Origin of the sequence: Photobacterium sp. Ph5 (genome assembly GCF_022129445.1) — a bacterium.
Classification (GTDB): Bacteria; Pseudomonadota; Gammaproteobacteria; order Enterobacterales; family Vibrionaceae; genus Photobacterium.
The window spans coordinates 125,109-143,683 of the sequence record NZ_JADQAQ010000006.1 but is presented as its reverse complement, the minus strand read 5'-3'; the positions used below and the strand labels follow the sequence as shown (position 1 = coordinate 143,683).

The following is an 18,575-nucleotide window of genomic DNA, read 5'->3' as shown; positions in this document are numbered from 1 at the left end:
GTTTTCGATTTAATTATCGGTTTCGAGTTGAAGATATATTCAATACGCTGATTAAATGTGGTGCAAAATCACCACCGATGCCAGAGAAATTATTAACCTTGGCTGAGTCTCGCTGGTAATCAGGTAATTTAAAGTAATCGATACCTACCGAAGGCGGCTCTTTATCTTTCTCGTCGCCTTCTTTTTACATTAATATTATTTACTTAATATCGATTAACCTCATCGTTTATTTAAAAGAAATAGCCTCTACCAGCGTTAAATATCTATGTTAGTATCTTGGCTTATCCGTAATTAAAAACTGACAGAAATCGGAATAAATGATGAAAGTTATCTCCTTCAATATCAACGGGCTACGCGCTCGCCTTCACCAACTTCAAGCCTTAATTGAAAAGCATCAGCCGGATGTAATCGGCTTACAAGAAATCAAAGTTCATGATGAAGCCTTCCCTTTAGCGGATGTTGAAGCGATGGGCTACAAAGTTTACTTCCATGGTCAAAAAGCCCATTACGGTGTTGCGATGCTATGTAAGCAAGAGCCAATTAGCGTACAAAAAGGCTTCCCAACCGATGATGAAGATGCTCAACGTCGAATGATCATGACCACCTTTAAGCAAGACAATGGCAAGAACATCACTGTGATGAATGGTTATTTCCCACAGGGCGATAATATTAAGCACGAAACTAAATTCCCTGCAAAAGAGAAGTTCTACGCAGATCTGATGAATTACCTAAATGCTGCCCACACTAACGATGAAGAATTGATCGTGATGGGTGATATTAATATAAGTCCTACGGATTTAGATATCGGTATTGGTCCTGCTAATGCTAAACGCTGGCTAAAAACAGGTAAGTGTTCATTCCAACCTGTTGAACGTGAGTGGTTACAAACCTTATTAGACTGGGGGTTTATCGATACCTTCCGTCAACTTCACCCAACGGTAGATGATAAATACTCATGGTTTGACTACCGCTCGAAAGGCTTTGTTGATAATCGAGGTCTACGTATTGACGTTATTCTTGCTACGCCATCACTAGCAGAGCGCTGTATTGAGTCAGATATCGACTACAAATTACGTGGTATCGAAAAACCCTCTGATCACGCACCTATTTGGTCTGTCTTCAAATAATCAATAAAAGGTGAGTCTCTACTCACCTTTTTTATCTTCACTCTACTTCACCACAAGGGACTAACTATGAAGTTGTTTGTATTTGATCATTGCCCTTTCTGCGTAAAAGCAATGATGATTGCGGGCTTAAAAAAAGCCGATATTGAATTGGTTTACCTACAAAATCACGATATTGACGCACGTATCGAAAAAGTAGGCGCTAACATGGTACCTATTTTACAAAAGCCAGATGGTCGCTATATGGCTGAGAGCCTAGATGTCGTTAAATTTATCGACAACAACGATGGCAGTCCTGTTTTAGCGCCTGAGGTACATCAAGATAAATTAGTACAATGGGCTGAAGCGGCACGAGATTGTGTACCTTACCTACTCTACCCACGCTGGCTAAAAGTAGATCTACCAGAGTTTCAGGTTGAAGAAGCAAAAACGTGGTTCTACAACAAGAAAACACCAATGTTATCCGTCAGCTTTGAACAAGCTTTTGATGACTCTTCGCACTACATTGAGCTGGCCAATAAAGCGCTGCAAACATTAGAATGGGTAACACTGCCTTCTGAGCGTAGCAACCAACTTAGCTATGATGATATTCATCTATTCCCAATACTGCGTAACTTAACTGTCGTGAAGGGGATCCACTACCCAACTCGCGTACGTCAATACATTGATGAAATCGCAGTACTGACTTCTGTCCCACTTTATGATGATGTGGCAGTGTAAAAGAGAGCGCCTATAAACAAAAAGTTCAGCATCTATTATTAGCCTGCTGAGCTTTTTCTATTCAACCTATTAATCTGTTATCTCAGTTAATGGTTGTAAATGGCGTAAATACCGCGCTTCAAGTTTTTTAAATACCCAGATGATGACAAACGTCAGCACCATATAACAAAGCCCTGCAAACAAGAAAGATTCAAATGGTGCGTAATAACGAGAATTCACAATTCTCGCAGCACCTGTTAAATCAACAATTGTCACAATACCAGCAACGGCTGAGCCATGAACCATGAAGATCACTTCATTACTGTATGCCGGTAACGCGCGGCGTAATGCACTTGGAAGAATAATGCGACGAAACGCTTGAAATGGACTCATGCCATAAGCTTTCGCTGCTTCTATCTCACCTTGCGGCATACTATTAATAGAGCCTCGAATAATTTCAGCAGTGTATGCGGCAGTATTTAAAATGAAAGCAACTAAGGCACAGAACCATGCTTCTTGCCACATTGTGTCCTGAACATTGATAACTTGGCTTAATCCGTAATAAATAAGATAAAGCTGGATCAACAGTGGCGTACCACGAAAGAAATAAATATATGCCCAAGCTGGAAATGCAATAAATTTATTACTGCTGTTTCGCATTACTCCAATGGGGATAGCGCAAATTAAACCTATAAATAACGATACTGCAACCATCCACACTGTGGTGTAAAAACCTTCTAGATAGATTTCCCAGCTTTCTGTAAAAATACTAAAGTCCATCGGCTCTACCTCGTCGGAATACTGTATTTACGCTCGGCCCAATTCAGTGCCAAGGTTGAAATAGAGGTAAAGATCAAAAACACAACCGCAATAGTAAAATAGAACGTAAACGGTTTTTGGGTGGTTCCAGCAGCCAATGCCCCTTTGCGCACCATGTCATCTAAACCAATGATAGAAACCAGTGCAGTGGTTTTTAATAACACTAACCAGTTATTACCAAAACCAGGCAAAGCATGACGGATCATTTGAGGCAATAAAATACGGCGAAAAGATAAAAACGCACTCATGCCATAAGCTTTACCCGCCTCTAACTCACCTTTATCCACCGCTAAAATCGCACCACGGAACGTTTCTGCCATGTACGCGCCAAAGATAAAGCCAATAGTTAAAATACCCGCGACGAATGGGCTGATCTCAATATAATCGGGTAAATAACTCGTCCATTCATGAGTAGGATCTGACTGGGTAAAATAATTATTTAGCCACTCGTTGATGTTATACAAGCTATCATTAAGCAGCATTTGACCGCCGAAAAAAATCAGCATCATTAAAACAAGATCAGGAATACCGCGAATAACTGTAGTGTAAAGAGTGGCAATAGCACGCGCCCAACGGTAAGGTGAGAGTTTTGCTAAAGCGCCTAACATGCCCAGTGTTGCTGCTAACAAAAGAGAAAGCAGTGCCACTTGTATTGTTATCATCGCCCCTTGGGCTAAAGACCATCCATATCCATATAAATCGAACAACGTCATACTCCTTCATTGTTCGAATAAGAGAGCACTTAGCCTAATCCTTTGACGAGATCGCCACATCAAAAGCTAGGTGCTCTTTATTCATTTATGACTTACTGACCATAAACATCATATTTGAAATACTTATCAGCGATCTGCTTATATTGACCGTTTTCACGCAGTGCAAGAATTGCTTCATCCAGTTTTTTAGTTAGATCTTTGTCTTGTTTACGTACGGCAATGCCAAAACCTTCACCGAACCATTTAGGATCCGTTAATGATGGACCGATAAATTCAAAACCTTCACCACCATCTTTATTTAGCAAACCTTCTTCTAATGCCGATGCATCACCTAATACGCTAACAATACGACCAGCTTTTAAATCTAGGTAGGCTTCGTCAAATGAGCCGTAACGAACAATTTCAACAGACTCACCGAAATTATCTGTTAAGTATTTATCATGAGTCGTTGCACGTTGAACACCAATCTTTACGCCTTTAAGGCCTTCTTTGGTAAAATCAAGTTCGGTACCTTTTTTTGCAACAAACTTGTTCGGGATAAGAGCATACTTACCAGTAAAGTCGATTTTCTTTTTACGCTCTTCGGTAATAGACATTGCAGCGATGATTGCATCGTATTTACGAGCAAGCAGAGATGGAATAATGCCATCCCAATCTTGGGCTACAATTTTACATTTCACCTGCATTTGTGTACAAAGCGCGTTTGCCATATCCACATCAAAACCTTTCAGCTCGCCGTTAGGCTCAGTCCAACTAAAAGGAGGGTAAGCACCTTCAATGCCAAAACGTACTTCTTTCCATTCTTTTGCTTGGGCAACGGACGCACTCATCGCTGAAATTAATGTTGCGGCTAAAATCCATTTTTTCATATCGCTTCTCCTGCTACGTTTAATGATTCACACCAAGCTATGCTGCGAACCTTGTACTATTCGTACGGTTACCTAATCACAGAGGGTCAGCCTCTGTGTCTTAGTCGATAACACTAAGTTTAGTAAATAGACGAAATAAATTGCTGTAATCTTTCAGATTCAGGCTGGGTGAATAACTTATCGGGGTGACCTTGCTCTTCAACAATGCCTTGATGTAAGAACATCACTTGATTTGAGACATCACGAGCAAAAGCCATTTCATGGGTAACCACAAGCATGGTACGACCTTCTTGTGCCAGATCTTGCATCACACCTAACACTTCCCCCACCAGTTCAGGATCTAAGGCAGATGTAGGTTCATCAAACAACATCACTTCAGGATCAACAGCAAGGGCTCGAGCAATCGCTGCACGCTGCTGTTGACCACCTGATAAGTGGGCAGGATAATAATTACGGCGTTCAAATAATCCCACTTTTTTGAGTAAGGCTTCCGCCTTTTCTATCGCTTCAGCTTTGGGAACACCAAGCACATGTACTGGCGCTTCAATCACATTTTGTAATACCGTCATATGCGACCATAGATTGAAACCTTGAAACACCATAGCTAAACGAGCGCGAATACGCTGAACTTGTTTATCATCAACAGGTAAATACTCACCTCTACGATTACTGTGCATTTTAATTAATTCACCATTAACCCAAATTTCTCCCTGGGTAGGTGTTTCAAGCAAATTAACACAACGTAAAAAAGTACTCTTGCCAGAGCCTGATGAGCCAATAATCGAGACGACATCTCCCCCTCTAGCGGTGAGCGAAATACCTTTTAATACGTCATTGTCACCAAAAGATTTATGCAGGTTCTTTACTTCTAGCGCCACGTCATCCTTCATGTGCGCAAACTCCTGTCCCTGTAGAAATTATCTACTACTCGAATACCTATTCTGTAGCAAAGCACGACATTTCATTAAAAATCATCTTTTTTGAAAGTATCATCTGAAATTCACGATTGCAACATCTCATTAACCTAAATGTCATATACCAAACAGCACCATCAACCGACTACATATACAAAAAAACAGCATAAATAATCATATTGCTTTTTGTGTTACCTCTCTTCATGAAGATGGAAATGTGTATTTTTTTGACTATGTCAATAAAGGACAAAAGACCAACTGGTAAGATTTGAGCGATATTTTATTTTATGTCTATTTTATTGACTTGATATTGACGAAAAAATGGCTGACGTCTTTATAGTGTTTTTTAACAAGAATAAGGGGGAGCAAAAACTCGCATTCTGATCTTAGTCTGCTATGTTTGTCTGAAGAATAAAAATGACTCAAAAATGCATATTATGGTGAGTGAGTATGTTACTTATCTAGCATGCCTCCCGTGAAATTTAACAAAAAAAACAAGATGACATTACAATAAAAGTGGTTATTCACATTTTTTAGTAACAATTAAATTTTTTTTGAATTTATTGGCTAACTTTAACGTCATATATACGTTAAAAAAAACCAACAAAACACATAACAACATGATTTTAAATGATAATTATTTTTACACATAAGTAAGGGTTTTAAATGTAAAAAAATTACATTAAAATTTTTTTTAGTTTTATCAAAAAAATTATATCCTTAGATATCAATTAGTTATAAGTTTTCACTGTGTCATAAAATGTCCAATTTTGTTATAAATTTTCACCGCAATGATCTAGGTCAAATATATGATTCGTCACCTTTGGTATTATCTCATCAGCGAATTTAATCTCACTTCAACTCAATTAAAGAGCACCTGAGAAAATGGAAAATAATCCTTTCGACTCATTAATGCCACCAGCAATGGCACATAAAGCTGAAGAAGTTGGTGTTTACAAAGCAACTAAGCACCCACTACAATCTTTCTTCTTAGCGATTACCGCTGGTGTATTCATCTCTATTGCATTTGTGTTCTACACTACGGTTACTACAGGTGCTGGTTCAATGCCGTGGGGTATGGCCAAATTTGTAGGCGCATTGGCATTTAGCCTAGGCTTAATTCTTGTAGTTATTTGCGGCGGCGAGCTTTTTACCTCTTCTGTTCTCACCACTGTTGCTCGCGCAAGTAATCGTATTACTACAGGTCAATTATTACGAAACTGGGTTGTTGTCTACGTTGGTAACTTCATTGGTGCATCTTTCTTTGTGATCTGTATTTGGATCGCAAAACAGCACCTTGGCGATAGTGGCCAATGGGGTATTACTGCAATGAAGATTGCGCAACACAAACTACACCATAGTTTCGGTCAAGCTGTTGTGCTCGGTATGCTATGTAACCTAATGGTTTGCTTGGCAACTTGGATGACATTCTCCTGCCGCAGTGCAACTGATAAGATCATGGTTATGTTACTGCCCGTTGCAATGTTCGTTGCATGTGGCTTTGAACACAGCATTGCAAATATGTTTATGATCCCAATGGGTATCGTTATTCAGAACTTTGCATCGCCAGAATTTTGGACAATGACGGGTGTAAACCCTTCACAGTTCGCAGATTTAACAATTAACAACTTCGTTATGAACAACTTAATTCCAGTCACCATTGGTAATATTATTGGTGGTGGTTTCTTAGTTGGTCTAACTTACTGGGTTATTCACCGTCGTCCTGAACTTAAAGGTAATAACCACCACTAAGTTCTAACGTCGGTAACACTTATTTTTTTCTACTGAATAGTATAGGTAGGTATACAATGGCAGAGCAATTTGCTGCATGGGAAGGCTTTACAGCTGGTGATTGGCAGAACGAAGTAAACGTTCGTGACTTTATCCAAAAGAACTACACACCTTTCGAAGGTGACGGCTCTTTCCTAGAAACGGAAGCAACTCCAGCTACAGCTAAACTTTGGGAAGCTGTAATGGAAGGCATCAAACAGGAAAACGCGACTCACGCACCTGTTGATTTCGATACTGACGTTGTTTCTACTATTACTGCACACGATGCAGGTTACATCAACAAAGAACTTGAAACTATCGTAGGTCTTCAAACTGACGCTCCTCTTAAGCGTGGTCTGATCCCTAACGGTGGTATCCGCATGATCGAAAACTCATGCAAAGTATACGGTCGTGAACTAGATCCTACAATTAAGAAGGTTTACTCAGAACTTCGTAAAACACACAACCAAGGTGTTTTCGATATCTACACTCCTTCTATCCTTAAGTGTCGTAAGTCTGGTGTTCTAACTGGTCTTCCTGATGCATACGGCCGTGGTCGTATCATTGGTGACTACCGTCGTATCGCACTTTACGGTATCGACAAGCTAATGGCTGACAAGCTAGCTCAATTCAACTCTCTACAAGAGATGTTCGAGCAAGGCGAAGATCTTCAAATGACAATGCAACGTCGTGAAGAGATCTGTGAGCAACACCGTGCGCTTGGTCAAATCAAGACTATGGCGGCTAAATACGGTTGTGATATCTCACTTCCAGCTACTACTGCACAAGAAGCTATTCAGTGGACTTACTTCGGCTACCTAGCTGCAGTTAAATCACAAAACGGTGCTGCAATGTCTCTAGGTCGTACTTCGACTTTCCTAGACATCTTCATCGAGCGTGATATCGCCGCTGGTAAGATCACTGAAGCTCAAGCGCAAGAAATGATCGACCACTTCGTAATGAAGCTACGTATGGTTCGTTTCCTACGTACACCTGAATACGATGAGCTATTCTCTGGCGACCCAATCTGGGCAACAGAATCAATGGGTGGTATGGGTCTTGACGGTCGTACACTAGTTACACGTACTAACTTCCGCTTCCTAAACAGCCTATACACTATGGGTCCTTCTCCAGAGCCAAACATCACTGTGCTTTGGTCTGAGCAACTACCTGTAGGCTTCAAGAAGTTCTGTGCGAAGGTATCTATCGATACATCTTCTATCCAGTACGAAAACGATGACCTAATGCGTCCAGACATGAACTCTGACGATTACGCAATCGCTTGTTGTGTATCTCCAATGGTTGTTGGTAAGCAAATGCAGTTCTTCGGTGCGCGTGCTAACCTTGCTAAGACTATGCTTTACGCAATCAACGGTGGTGTGGATGAGAAACTTAAGATCCAAGTGGGTCCTAAAGAAGCACCAATCAAAGATGAAGACTTCAACTACGACAACGTTCTAGCTCGTCTTGATCACTTCATGGATTGGTTAGCAACAACTTACGTTGCAGCGCTAAACGCTATCCACTGGAGCCACGACAAGTACAGCTACGAAGCATCGCTAATGGCTCTACACGATCGTGACATCAAGCGTACAATGGCTTGTGGTATCGCTGGTCTTTCTGTTGCAGCTGACTCACTATCTGCAATCAAGTACGCTAAAGTTACTCCTATCCGTGACGAAGACGGCGTAGCAGTAGACTTCAACGTTGAGGGTGATTACCCTAAATTTGGTAACAACGATGCTCGCGTAGATGACATTGCTTGTGACCTAGTTGAACGCTTCATGAACAAGATCCGTTCACACAAGATGTACCGTGATGCGATCCCAACTCAGTCTATCCTAACTATCACATCTAACGTTGTGTACGGTAAGAAGACGGGTAACACTCCAGACGGTCGTCGTGCAGGTGCTCCTTTCGCACCAGGCGCTAACCCAATGCACGGTCGTGATGAGAAAGGTGCTGTAGCATCGCTAACATCTGTAGGCAAACTACCATTTGCTCACGCTAAAGATGGTATTTCTTACACATTCTCTATCGTACCGAATGCACTAGGTAAAGATCTTGATACTCAAGAAAACAACCTAGCAGGTCTAATGGATGGTTACTTCCACCATGAGTCTGGCATTGAAGGTGGTCAACACCTAAACGTTAACGTTCTTAACCGCGAAACTCTTGAAGACGCAGTTAAAAACCCAGAGAAATACCCACAGCTTACTATCCGTGTATCGGGTTACGCAGTGCGTTTCAACTCTCTAACTCCAGAGCAGCAAGCTGACGTTATCTCTCGTACTTTCACTGCATCTCTATAATTTAGAGCGTACAGTTTATTAGTATGTAGAAAGCATGCTTTCTGATAAAAACCGGTCTTAATGACCGGTTTTTTTATGTCTATCTATCTCCCCCACAAGTCTCGCTATTGTTTGCCGATTCAATGCGGATTTTTTAATCATTCCAACATATCTATTAGTAATAACGTCATCTCTCCCAAATTTTATAAGTTCGCGATAAATTGACACAAGATAAGGGAATACCCCTAATTTTCATCCCGATATTTCGCTACAATACCTCGGTGGTTTGTAATAAAATAACACTCAAATAAACGCAGCATGCGGAGAAGTAATCAATGTCAGCAACAGGTCGTATTCACTCATTTGAATCTTGTGGAACCGTCGATGGACCGGGTATCCGTTTTATTGTTTTTCTACAAGGTTGTTTAATGCGCTGTCAGTACTGTCATAACCGTGATACATGGGATACACATGGCGGTCGTGAAGCAACAGTAGACGAACTTATGCATGAAGCGAAATCATACCGCCACTTTATGAATTCATCAGGCGGTGGTGTTACCGCATCTGGTGGTGAGGCAATGCTTCAACCTGAATTTGTTCGTGACTTTTTCCGTGCTGCAAAAGCTGAAGGTATCCATACCTGTTTAGATACTAATGGCTATATTCGCAAACATACTGATGTGGTTGATGAAGTCTTAGATGCAACTGATCTTGTGATGCTAGATCTAAAACAAATGGATGATAGTGTTCACCAAAATCTGGTCGGCGTTTCAAATAAACGCGTACTCGATTTTGCTCGTTACCTGCACCAACGAGGTCAAAAAACCTGGATCCGTTATGTTATTGTTCCAGGTTACACCGATGACGAGCGCTCTGCTCATTTGCTTGGTGAGTTCATAAAAGATATGGATAATATCGAAAAGATTGAGCTACTTCCTTACCATCAACTGGGTGAGCACAAGTGGGAGGCAATGGGCTTTGAATACCCATTAGCTGGTGTGAAGCCACCGAAAAAAGAAACCATGGAAACGATTAAGGAAATCCTTGCTAGTTACGGTCATAAAGTGATGTACTAATCTACTTCACACCAAATAAAAAAAGCGAGCATCAGCAGCTCGCTTTTAAATCTGCGTTAAGCAGTAACTATCTACATAAATCTTAACGAGACAATGGCAAAATAACCATTAAAAAGGTGATAAAAAATAGCATAATGCCAATAGAAAGTGGGGCGGTATGTTTTAACTTAGTCACTGGCTCGTTCATTGATAGCTTCCTTTAATATTTCTAATAATTTTTGATATAAATCAAATTTAAACAAATTTTAAAGGGTAATGGCGAATAAACACACAGCCAATATCGCAACCAGAGTTTGCATTATTACTGCTCCTGTTTATATTAATATCTTGCCTCACCTCTGTGACTAAAGAGCAATTACCTACTCTTTCATTACCTATCTTTAACACTCATTCTATAAACCTTGTATACAATACAAAACGCAATTAATAACAATAAAACAAAATTAGCCATGATAAAATGATGGTATAAACACAAAGTAAACGATTGCGTTACTGTAGATACCTACATATATAGTATTTTAAACTAATGCTAGCCATGTCACGCAGATACGCATGATTTCCACTGTGAGGATATAGCCTATATGAAAGACGACATCGATATTTGCCGTGATACCCTACTCTCTCCAATTGAAGACATTGCTAAAAAAGCAGGTATTCAACCACAAGAACTGACACCACAAGGTTCATTAAAAGCAAAAGTAAAACCTGCAATTTTGAAGCGATTAGCGGATCAAGCAGAAGGAAAACTGGTGGTCGTTACCGCGATTACACCAACACCACTAGGAGAGGGAAAAACCGTTACAACAATTGGTTTAGCACAAGGGTTAGCAAAAATTGGTCGCTCAGTGATGGCGTGTATTCGGCAGCCGTCAATGGGACCTGTCTTTGGCGTAAAAGGTGGCGCAGCTGGCGGTGGTTATAGCCAAGTCGCACCAATGGATAAACTAAACCTACACCTTACTGGAGATATTCATGCAATCACTGCTGCACATAATCTTGCAGCTGCTGCAATTGATGCCCGCTTGTATCATGAGTCACGTCTAGGTTACAACATATTCAGTGAAAAAACGGGATTACCCGCGCTACGTATCGATATTGATAACATCACTTGGAAACGCGTAATGGATCACAATGATCGTGCTCTGCGAATGATCACCATAGGTCAAAATGAACCTGATAAAACCATTAATGGCTTAGAACGCCATGACGGTTTTGATATCACTGCCGCCTCTGAACTCATGGCTATTTTAGCGCTTGCAGATGATCTTCATGATATGCGTAAACGTATTGGCCGTATTGTCGTCGCTTATGATCTTAATGGTAACCCGATCACTACAGAAGATCTGCAAGTGGCAGGAGCCATGACTGTCACCCTCTGCGATGCCATTGAACCGACTCTAATGCAAACGTTAGAAGGTGTTCCCACACTCATTCATGCCGGCCCTTTTGCCAATATTGCTCATGGTAACTCATCAATTATCGCAGACAAAATCGCACTAAAACTCAGTGATTTCACTATTACTGAAGGTGGATTTGGCTCTGATATGGGATTTGAAAAAGCCTGTAATATTAAAGCCCAACAAGCCAAACGTGGCCCTGATTGCGCCGTTGTTGTTGCAACATTACGAGGTTTAAAAGCCAACTCTGGTCTTTATGATTTACGTCCAGGGCAAGCTTTACCTGACGGTATTTTTGCTAAAAATCATGATGCACTTATTGCTGGATTTGAAAACCTGAAGTGGCATATCAATAATGCTGCTCGTTATGGTGTACCTGTTGTCGTCGCTATTAACCGTTTTCCACAAGATACAGATGAAGAATTAGCGCAACTACAAGCAATGATCAAAGCAGAAAGTTTTGAAACCTATGTAGACGTTGCTATCAGTGAAGCCTTTGGTAAAGGTGGTGAAGGTACGATTAAACTCGCAGAGTGCGTAGCGAAAGCCTGTCAAAATGAAACAAATTTCACCCCGTTATACAAACTAAACCAGCCATTAGAAGAAAAAATAATGGCAGTAGCTGAAGTTGGATATGGTGCAAGTAATGTCGAGTTATCAGAGCTCGCCCAACAACAGTTAGCTAAATTTAAAACACTAGGCTTTGATAAGCTTGCTATTTGTATGGCGAAAACACCATTATCAATTTCAACTGACCCCAGTATAAAAGGGGCACCTAAGGGCTTTACTGTCCCAGTACGAGAGTTAAAACTGTGTGCTGGCGCTGGATTTATTTATGCCTTATGCGGCAATGTAATGACAATGCCAGGATTACCTGAAAAACCTGCATTTATGAATCTTGATATTGATGCTAACGGTAATATTATCGGCTTAAGCTAACTGCAATAAGATACTGACAATAAAGGGTTGTTGTTGATAAGGACTATCAATAACAACCTTTAAAACAACACAACCTACACTTCCCCTAATGTAGAAATACATATATTGCTTTAACGATATCCTACAACAATAGACCAAAATCAAGACCTTACAATAATCATGGTTTTTTCATTTTTAATAACATACTGTAACAAAAAAAGATGCCCATATGGTGTCAGATCAATTTATTTTATACCTAACCTGCTACTCTCAATGGCAGAAAATAAAATATTAATGAGGCTAACTCGAATGGAAATGACCCACGCTCAACGCTTAATTTTATCTAATCAGTACTACTTGATGTCAAAACTGACACCTGAAAACGCAGCACATTATCGTCGCCTTCAAACCATTGTTGAACGTGGCTATGCATTACAAATGCGTGAACTAGATAAAGACTTTGGTAATTTACCTGAAGATGATTGTCGTCAAGTTATCGACTTTATGGAGATGTACCACGCCCTCCAAGAATCGTTTAACCTTGAAGATTGTCGTTGTGATGGCGCAAAAGATATTGATCAACGCCGCTTACAATTTCTCGGCTTTGATGCTGCTACTGAAGCACAACTTATGCATTACGTCCGCTTCCTCGTTGATGATGAAGGTTTATATCCTCAGTTTGAAAAAACAGAGCATCGCTTCAATAGCCAAGTTCCAATGCTAGAAAAATACCAACGCATGCTAAAAGTATGGCGTAATTGCCCACGCCAATACCATTTATCTTGCAACGAAATTCAGCAAATAATAACGGCGTAATTTCCACCTTTTCTCTAAAAAAACCGAGCTGATGCTCGGTTTTTTTATATCAATGATTTATATCTCTCTAACGCTATTAGTCGCTATAAAATGCTCATAACAAACCATGTACTCCTCTTTTTTGTGAGCCACACCGTAAATTGCTATTGATATAAAGCATGAACTGTTACTGAATGGTATAGGTACATTCCTAATTATCTAAAAATATAAAAATTCAGTCGAGATACGCTAGGGATTACGGTTTAACATGGTACGTTTCTTTTCTTTCCTCCTTTTTTTCACTACGCCAGTACTTGCCCAACCGACTCAAAATTTAATCATTTTAACAACGTTTTCAGAATCAGCCTTAAACCCGATCGTTAAACAATTTAAACATCAACATCCAAAAAGTGAAATTAGAGTTATTGCACGACGTGAAGAGTCAGGACTTCGGTTATTGCAACAAGATAACCATGATATTGATATCATCATTTCATCATCACCAACCTTCTTTCAGCCTTTAATTAATAGTCAAAAATTATTACCTTTTAGCAATGCCAAAATTCGAAAAACTCGTAAACAGCTTTCACATAATATTTTTTCCTTTGGACACACTGGATTTGGGTTACTGTGGAATAAGAACTACCTGAGCAAAAATAACTTAGCTATTCCTAGCCGCCTGAAGGATTTAATAAAACCTGATTATTACCGTCATATTAGTATTAGTAGTCCTTATCGTTCAGATACTACCCATCTAATGATTGAAAATATCTTGCAACAATACGGTTGGGTTGAAGGTTGGCGATTGCTCTATCAAATTGGAGGAAACCTTGCTTCAGTGGAAACCAGCACGTTTTCACTCAGTGAGGCAATTTCACGCGGTTTAATTGGTATTGGTCCTGTTGTCGATAGCTATGCACGTACTTATAAAAAGCAATTTTCATTTGTTGATTTTAGTTATCAACCACAAAGCCCTTTATTACCCCATTATGTGGCAATGGTAAAAAACACTCACCATTCACAATTTGCGCGAGATTTTGTAAATTTATTGCTTTCACAAGAATGTCAAACCAAAGCAACAATTGACGAGCAACTTGCCAACAGTAACGGTATTGACCGAGACGAATTTATTAAAAATACATTCAGCGTTGAATCACTAGATTATAATGTAATTCAACAACGTTCAGGTTTAGTAAAACACCTTTTTGAACAAACGATCAGTAGCCAACTCCCTCAACTTAATCAAGTGTGGCAATTACTGCATTCTATTGAAAGCGCATCAAGCAAGTTAACAAAACAGCAATATACTGATTTTCTTCATGCTAAACACTTGGCTTCGACTTCACCTATTGGCATAGATGATTTAAAAAATAAGATATATCATGAGTTACCTCTATTTAGAGATAACCCGCAAGTTGATAGTTATAGACAGCAATGGCGGGGAAAAATGGCAGCGCAACTTGAGCAAGCCATCGCATTAAGCCAAAAGATTATTAACGGGAATCCGGCATTGCAATGATCCGCTATATCAACAAGAGAACTATAGGTAGTCGCCTTATTATGGCGATTATTTTGATGGCGTTTCTCACCATTACCGTCAGCCTTATTGCCGTCATCAATTGGGAAAAACTCAGCACACAAATTGAAACAATCACAGATAACAATATGCCAACCTTACAGGCAAGTTATCAGTTAGAACGCAATACGGCAGAACTACAAGCCACCTTGAATAATTTGGGCCAAAATACCAATCCGCTCAAGCATGAAACCATCAAAAACAAAATCACACAGATCCTCAGTAATATTAGCTTAGCAATTAATAATATTGCCAATCTACACTATTACCCTGCTATAAAATCAGGCCAGCAAACGCTGGTAAAACAAATTGATACTTACACAACACTGTTACAGCAGAGAAATAGCGGCTTATTTGCCTTAAAACAAACAGAAAACAGCTTAAAATGGATTCATCACGATCTTATTGATGAACTGACGCCACTACGCCAAGAAGTTGAGTGGAAACTCAATAACATGAACCGCCACGGAATTAAAAAAGACGCCGTTCAACTTGATATTGTTAACAATGTAATGGATGAATTCTCATTGATCCAATCGATCACAATTAAAGAAAATGAACTTCATCAACTAGTACAAGAGATCATTCAACAGCGTAAAAATCGAGATATTGAAAACGCTTTTAATTTTATTGGGCATAAAAGTACCGAGCTTAATGCGATTAGTAAAAATATCAGCAACTACCCTTCAACCGTTCCGTTTCGCAAATTATTAGAGCGGTTTACCACTATCTTAAAACCGGGCGGCCAGCTCGAACAGCAACTAAAATTGGATGTCGTTTTAGGGCTACAAATAGACCGTACTAAACTGGATATTAAACAGCGCCTCTATCAACAAGAAGAAATAATCCAAACATTAGTTGAACATGCGGATGACTCACTTAAAAACCTAAACGATAAAACACATAACGCTATTTTTCTGAGCAACACAATGTTATTTGGCGTCGTCTTTATCACCATAATACTCACTATTTTTCTCTCGGTTTATCTTGTGGGTAACGGGATTGTGAATCGCTTAAACTTATTGAGTAAAGATTTATACGCTGTCGCAAAAGGCGATCTTAATGCCAAAATTGCGACGACAGGTGAAGATGAAATAGGCATGCTTGGTGATAACTTACGTGACTTTTGTCAACAAATGCAAGATATCCAAACCACCAATGCCCTTAACCTGATCAATAATACTCAAGCCAGTATCATCACTTGTAACATGCAGGGTGTGGTTGAATCTGTCAATTTACAAGCTCTGAAACAATTTAACTTTGATCGTATAAGCCAACATCAAACCTTATGGGATTTATTTGATAACTCAATTTCTCATAAACTTATCCAGCTATTTGATCAAAGAAGTCCTTTAAGACAATTAGGCGCCTACAAACTCACGGTCACCTTTAATACAGATAAAAATAGCTTATTCTATCTCAGACTTGATTTTCGCGTATTCAAACAGGGGAACCAGGATAAAGTCATTATCACCATGACCGATATTACCGAACAAGAAAAAACCACCCGTTGGCTTGAAAGTAAAGTCACGGAAAAAACGCAATCATTAACCTTGAGAAACCAACAGCTAAAAGCTGAAATAGAAGATCGCAAGCGCATTGAAGGTGATTTAATTGCCACTCAAGATGAGTTAATCCAAGCTGCTAAAATGGTTACAGTTGGGCAAACCATGACATCACTCGCTCATGAATTGAACCAGCCTCTCTCTGCTATTTCGACGCGTCTATTTAGTGCTAAACTGGCAATCGACAATCAAAAATATGAAAAATTACCGGACAACATCAATAAGATAGAAGATTTAGTGACGCGAATGAGTAAACTTATTACTAGCTTACGTAATTTCGCGAAAAAACAGTCTGCCACGAATCCGTTAGCGCGTGTAGATATTCAGGATTCAATCAAGCAAGCCATCGTGATAGTGGAAAGCCGCGCCAAAGTACAAAAAACAACCATAACAAATACTATTACGACACCTATTTATGTACAGGCTGATCAGGTACAACTTGAACAAGTACTGGTTAATCTACTGGTTAATAGTTGTGATGCTGTTGCTAGCTGTGAAGAACGTCAAATAACAATACTTCAGCTAGAGAGCACAAAAAATACAATAAGGATCGCAGTTTTAGATAGCGGTAATGGCTTTAGTCATGACATTATTGAGAAATTGTTCATACCTTTTACTACAACAAAAGATGTCGGTCTTGGTTTAGGGCTGAGTATCTGCGGTTCAATTATGACAAGGTTAAAAGGTAACATCTTCCTCGCTTCTGGTCTCACTGGTGGAGCGATGATTGTTTTGGAGTTAAAGAAAGATGATGAGTGATGAAATAAATGTACTGATTGTCGATGATGATCAAGATGTCTTAGATGCCTACCAAGAGTTATTAGAGCTGTCAGGCTACAATGTCGCAACCGCGCAAGACTCAACCAAAGTGATCAACATGTTGAATCATAATTGGTCAGGTGTCGTTGTGACAGATATGTACATGCCTGGTTTAGATGGCATGGAGTTATTAGAAAAGATTCAAAATTTTGATAACGAAATTCCTGTTATTATCGTAACGGGTCATGGTGATATTCCAATGGCTGTTGACGCTCTTAAAAAAGGGGCGATTGATTTTTTACAAAAACCATTACAGCCCAAAGAACTTATCAAGCTGTTAGAAAAGCATCTACCACAACGTAAACAAATTATTGAACAACGTAAAACACTGCACAATACAGCAACCGAGCTACTGCTAGGCGATAGCCCATTAATAGTAAAAATACGCGAACAGTTAAAACAGGTTGTTAACTCAACTAAAGACGCCTTAATTGAAGGTGAAAATGGTACTGGTCGCCATACTGTTGCTAAAATTCTGCATAAGAACAGTCCGCTTCATCAAGGACCATTTATTGAGATTGACGGTTCGAGCATTGCTTGTACTCCCGATCTTCAACGTAGCATGATTGCAGCTCGCAGTGGCTGTTTATGTTTAAGTAATCCACACATTATGCCGCTAGAAAGCCAGCAATGGTTATGCCGTTTCTTGTTAGAACAAGAGCGACAAGGTAAAAAGGAAGTGCGTTTACTTGCTTTATTTGAAGGATCACCAGAACCATCGGTAGAGAGTGAACAGTTCTTACCCGAGCTATTTTATTTTTTAAGCCAAGTGCGCTTTAGCCTGCCGACATTACGTCAACGTAGTAGCGATATTACCTTTATCTTTAAACACTACTTAAAGCAGAGTTGTAAAAAACTCAATAAAGCACTGCCCGCTATTGATAAAGCCTACATCAACACGCTTTGTCGCTATGAATGGCCGGGGAATGTCTTAGAGCTTAAAAATGTCGCCGAATTATATGCCATTGGCATTGTGAAGTTAGCAGGACAAGAGCGTTCAAAACCACTTGATCAAATGAGTAGTCCACTTGACGATTTAGTTGATGGCTATGAAAAACAAGTCATCGAAGATGCACTATATTTATTTGCAGGGCGCATCAATGAAGTCTCATCTTATTTGCAAATCCCACGTAAAAAGCTTTATTTACGAATGAAAAAACATGGCCTAGACAAAGCAGAGTACAAAGTAAGACCCAGTCATTAAGTCGCACTACTGACAAAAGCCCCTTT

The 18,575-nt window shown here is 39.7% G+C and carries 14 protein-coding genes and 1 pseudogene; 11 read left to right on the top strand and 4 right to left on the bottom strand.

What is annotated here, in order from left to right; genetic code table 11:
- The 3 genes and pseudogenes from I3259_RS04280 to grxB form a co-directional block, all read left to right on the top strand.
- Positions 1–119 (top strand): annotated as a pseudogene (locus I3259_RS04280) (IS1595 family transposase); the annotation flags it as partial.
- A 201-nt stretch (positions 120–320) separates the two neighbouring features.
- Entirely contained in the window at positions 321–1,127 is an 807-nt protein-coding gene (xthA, locus tag I3259_RS04275) for an exodeoxyribonuclease III (protein ID WP_238028484.1), read from the top strand.
- Positions 1,128–1,193: 66 nt separating this feature from the next.
- Complete coding sequence (gene grxB, locus I3259_RS04270; protein ID WP_238028483.1) at positions 1,194–1,844, top strand: glutaredoxin 2; 651 nt, start codon at positions 1,194–1,196, stop codon at positions 1,842–1,844.
- Positions 1,845–1,913: 69 nt separating this feature from the next.
- Here the strand turns inward: grxB and I3259_RS04265 are convergent, their stop codons facing one another.
- The 4 genes from I3259_RS04265 to I3259_RS04250 all read right to left on the bottom strand — a co-directional run bounded on the left by I3259_RS04265 (position 1,914) and on the right by I3259_RS04250 (position 5,114).
- Positions 1,914–2,603: an ABC transporter permease gene (locus tag I3259_RS04265; RefSeq protein WP_238028482.1), complete on the bottom strand. Its 690-nt coding sequence runs from the start codon at positions 2,601–2,603 to the stop codon at positions 1,914–1,916.
- 5 nt (positions 2,604–2,608) lie between these two features.
- A complete protein-coding gene (locus I3259_RS04260; RefSeq protein WP_238028486.1) occupies positions 2,609–3,349 on the bottom strand; it encodes an ABC transporter permease in 741 nt (246 codons plus the stop codon).
- Between the two features lie 98 nt (positions 3,350–3,447).
- On the bottom strand, positions 3,448–4,224 hold the full coding sequence (locus tag I3259_RS04255; protein ID WP_238028481.1) for an ABC transporter substrate-binding protein: 777 nt from the start codon (positions 4,222–4,224) through the stop codon (positions 3,448–3,450).
- Positions 4,225–4,343: 119 nt separating this feature from the next.
- Positions 4,344–5,114 carry an ABC transporter ATP-binding protein gene (locus I3259_RS04250; protein ID WP_238028480.1) on the bottom strand — a complete coding sequence of 257 codons (771 nt, stop codon included), beginning with the start codon at positions 5,112–5,114 and terminating at the stop codon, positions 4,344–4,346.
- Between the two features lie 909 nt (positions 5,115–6,023).
- On the opposite strand from I3259_RS04250, the gene focA reads away from it, so the two are divergent.
- From focA to I3259_RS04210, 8 genes are all read left to right on the top strand, one after another.
- Complete coding sequence (gene focA / locus I3259_RS04245; RefSeq protein WP_238028479.1) at positions 6,024–6,890, top strand: formate transporter FocA; 867 nt, start codon at positions 6,024–6,026, stop codon at positions 6,888–6,890.
- A 56-nt stretch (positions 6,891–6,946) separates the two neighbouring features.
- Positions 6,947–9,220: a formate C-acetyltransferase gene (gene pflB / locus I3259_RS04240; protein ID WP_238028478.1), complete on the top strand. Its 2,274-nt coding sequence runs from the start codon at positions 6,947–6,949 to the stop codon at positions 9,218–9,220.
- A gap of 314 nt (positions 9,221–9,534) precedes the next feature.
- Positions 9,535–10,275 (top strand): pyruvate formate lyase 1-activating protein, encoded by a 741-nt coding sequence (gene pflA / locus I3259_RS04235; RefSeq protein ID WP_238028477.1) that lies wholly within the window; start codon positions 9,535–9,537, stop codon positions 10,273–10,275.
- A 581-nt stretch (positions 10,276–10,856) separates the two neighbouring features.
- Positions 10,857–12,611, top strand: a complete 1,755-nt coding sequence (locus tag I3259_RS04230) for a formate--tetrahydrofolate ligase (RefSeq protein ID WP_238028476.1) — start codon at positions 10,857–10,859, stop codon at positions 12,609–12,611.
- Positions 12,612–12,899: 288 nt separating this feature from the next.
- A complete protein-coding gene (locus I3259_RS04225; RefSeq protein ID WP_105059640.1) occupies positions 12,900–13,406 on the top strand; it encodes a YfbU family protein in 507 nt (168 codons plus the stop codon).
- Positions 13,407–13,653: 247 nt separating this feature from the next.
- Positions 13,654–14,904, top strand: a complete 1,251-nt coding sequence (locus I3259_RS04220) for an ABC transporter substrate-binding protein (RefSeq protein ID WP_238028475.1) — start codon at positions 13,654–13,656, stop codon at positions 14,902–14,904.
- Positions 14,901–17,285, top strand: a complete 2,385-nt coding sequence (locus I3259_RS04215) for an ATP-binding protein (RefSeq protein ID WP_255721075.1) — start codon at positions 14,901–14,903, stop codon at positions 17,283–17,285. Before I3259_RS04220 ends, I3259_RS04215 begins: the two co-directional genes overlap by 4 nt.
- Positions 17,275–18,549, top strand: coding sequence for a sigma-54 dependent transcriptional regulator (locus I3259_RS04210; protein WP_346015684.1), 1,275 nt, complete (start codon positions 17,275–17,277; stop codon positions 18,547–18,549). Before I3259_RS04215 ends, I3259_RS04210 begins: the two co-directional genes overlap by 11 nt.
- Positions 18,550–18,575: the final 26 nt, after the last annotated feature.

Bases quoted from the DNA above. Each gene is read 5' to 3' on its own strand.
- xthA (WP_238028484.1), top strand. From the start codon at position 321: ATGAAAGTTATCTCCTTCAATATCAACGGGCTACGCGCTCGCCTTCAC.
- grxB (WP_238028483.1), top strand. From the start codon at position 1,194: ATGAAGTTGTTTGTATTTGATCATTGCCCTTTCTGCGTAAAAGCAATG.
- I3259_RS04265 (WP_238028482.1), bottom strand. From the start codon at position 2,603: ATGGACTTTAGTATTTTTACAGAAAGCTGGGAAATCTATCTAGAAGGT.
- I3259_RS04255 (WP_238028481.1), bottom strand. From the start codon at position 4,224: ATGAAAAAATGGATTTTAGCCGCAACATTAATTTCAGCGATGAGTGCG.
- I3259_RS04250 (WP_238028480.1), bottom strand. From the start codon at position 5,114: ATGAAGGATGACGTGGCGCTAGAAGTAAAGAACCTGCATAAATCTTTT.
- focA (WP_238028479.1), top strand. From the start codon at position 6,024: ATGGAAAATAATCCTTTCGACTCATTAATGCCACCAGCAATGGCACAT.
- pflB (WP_238028478.1), top strand. From the start codon at position 6,947: ATGGCAGAGCAATTTGCTGCATGGGAAGGCTTTACAGCTGGTGATTGG.
- pflA (WP_238028477.1), top strand. From the start codon at position 9,535: ATGTCAGCAACAGGTCGTATTCACTCATTTGAATCTTGTGGAACCGTC.
- I3259_RS04230 (WP_238028476.1), top strand. From the start codon at position 10,857: ATGAAAGACGACATCGATATTTGCCGTGATACCCTACTCTCTCCAATT.
- I3259_RS04225 (WP_105059640.1), top strand. From the start codon at position 12,900: ATGGAAATGACCCACGCTCAACGCTTAATTTTATCTAATCAGTACTAC.
- I3259_RS04220 (WP_238028475.1), top strand. From the start codon at position 13,654: ATGGTACGTTTCTTTTCTTTCCTCCTTTTTTTCACTACGCCAGTACTT.
- I3259_RS04215 (WP_255721075.1), top strand. From the start codon at position 14,901: ATGATCCGCTATATCAACAAGAGAACTATAGGTAGTCGCCTTATTATG.
- I3259_RS04210 (WP_346015684.1), top strand. From the start codon at position 17,275: ATGATGAGTGATGAAATAAATGTACTGATTGTCGATGATGATCAAGAT.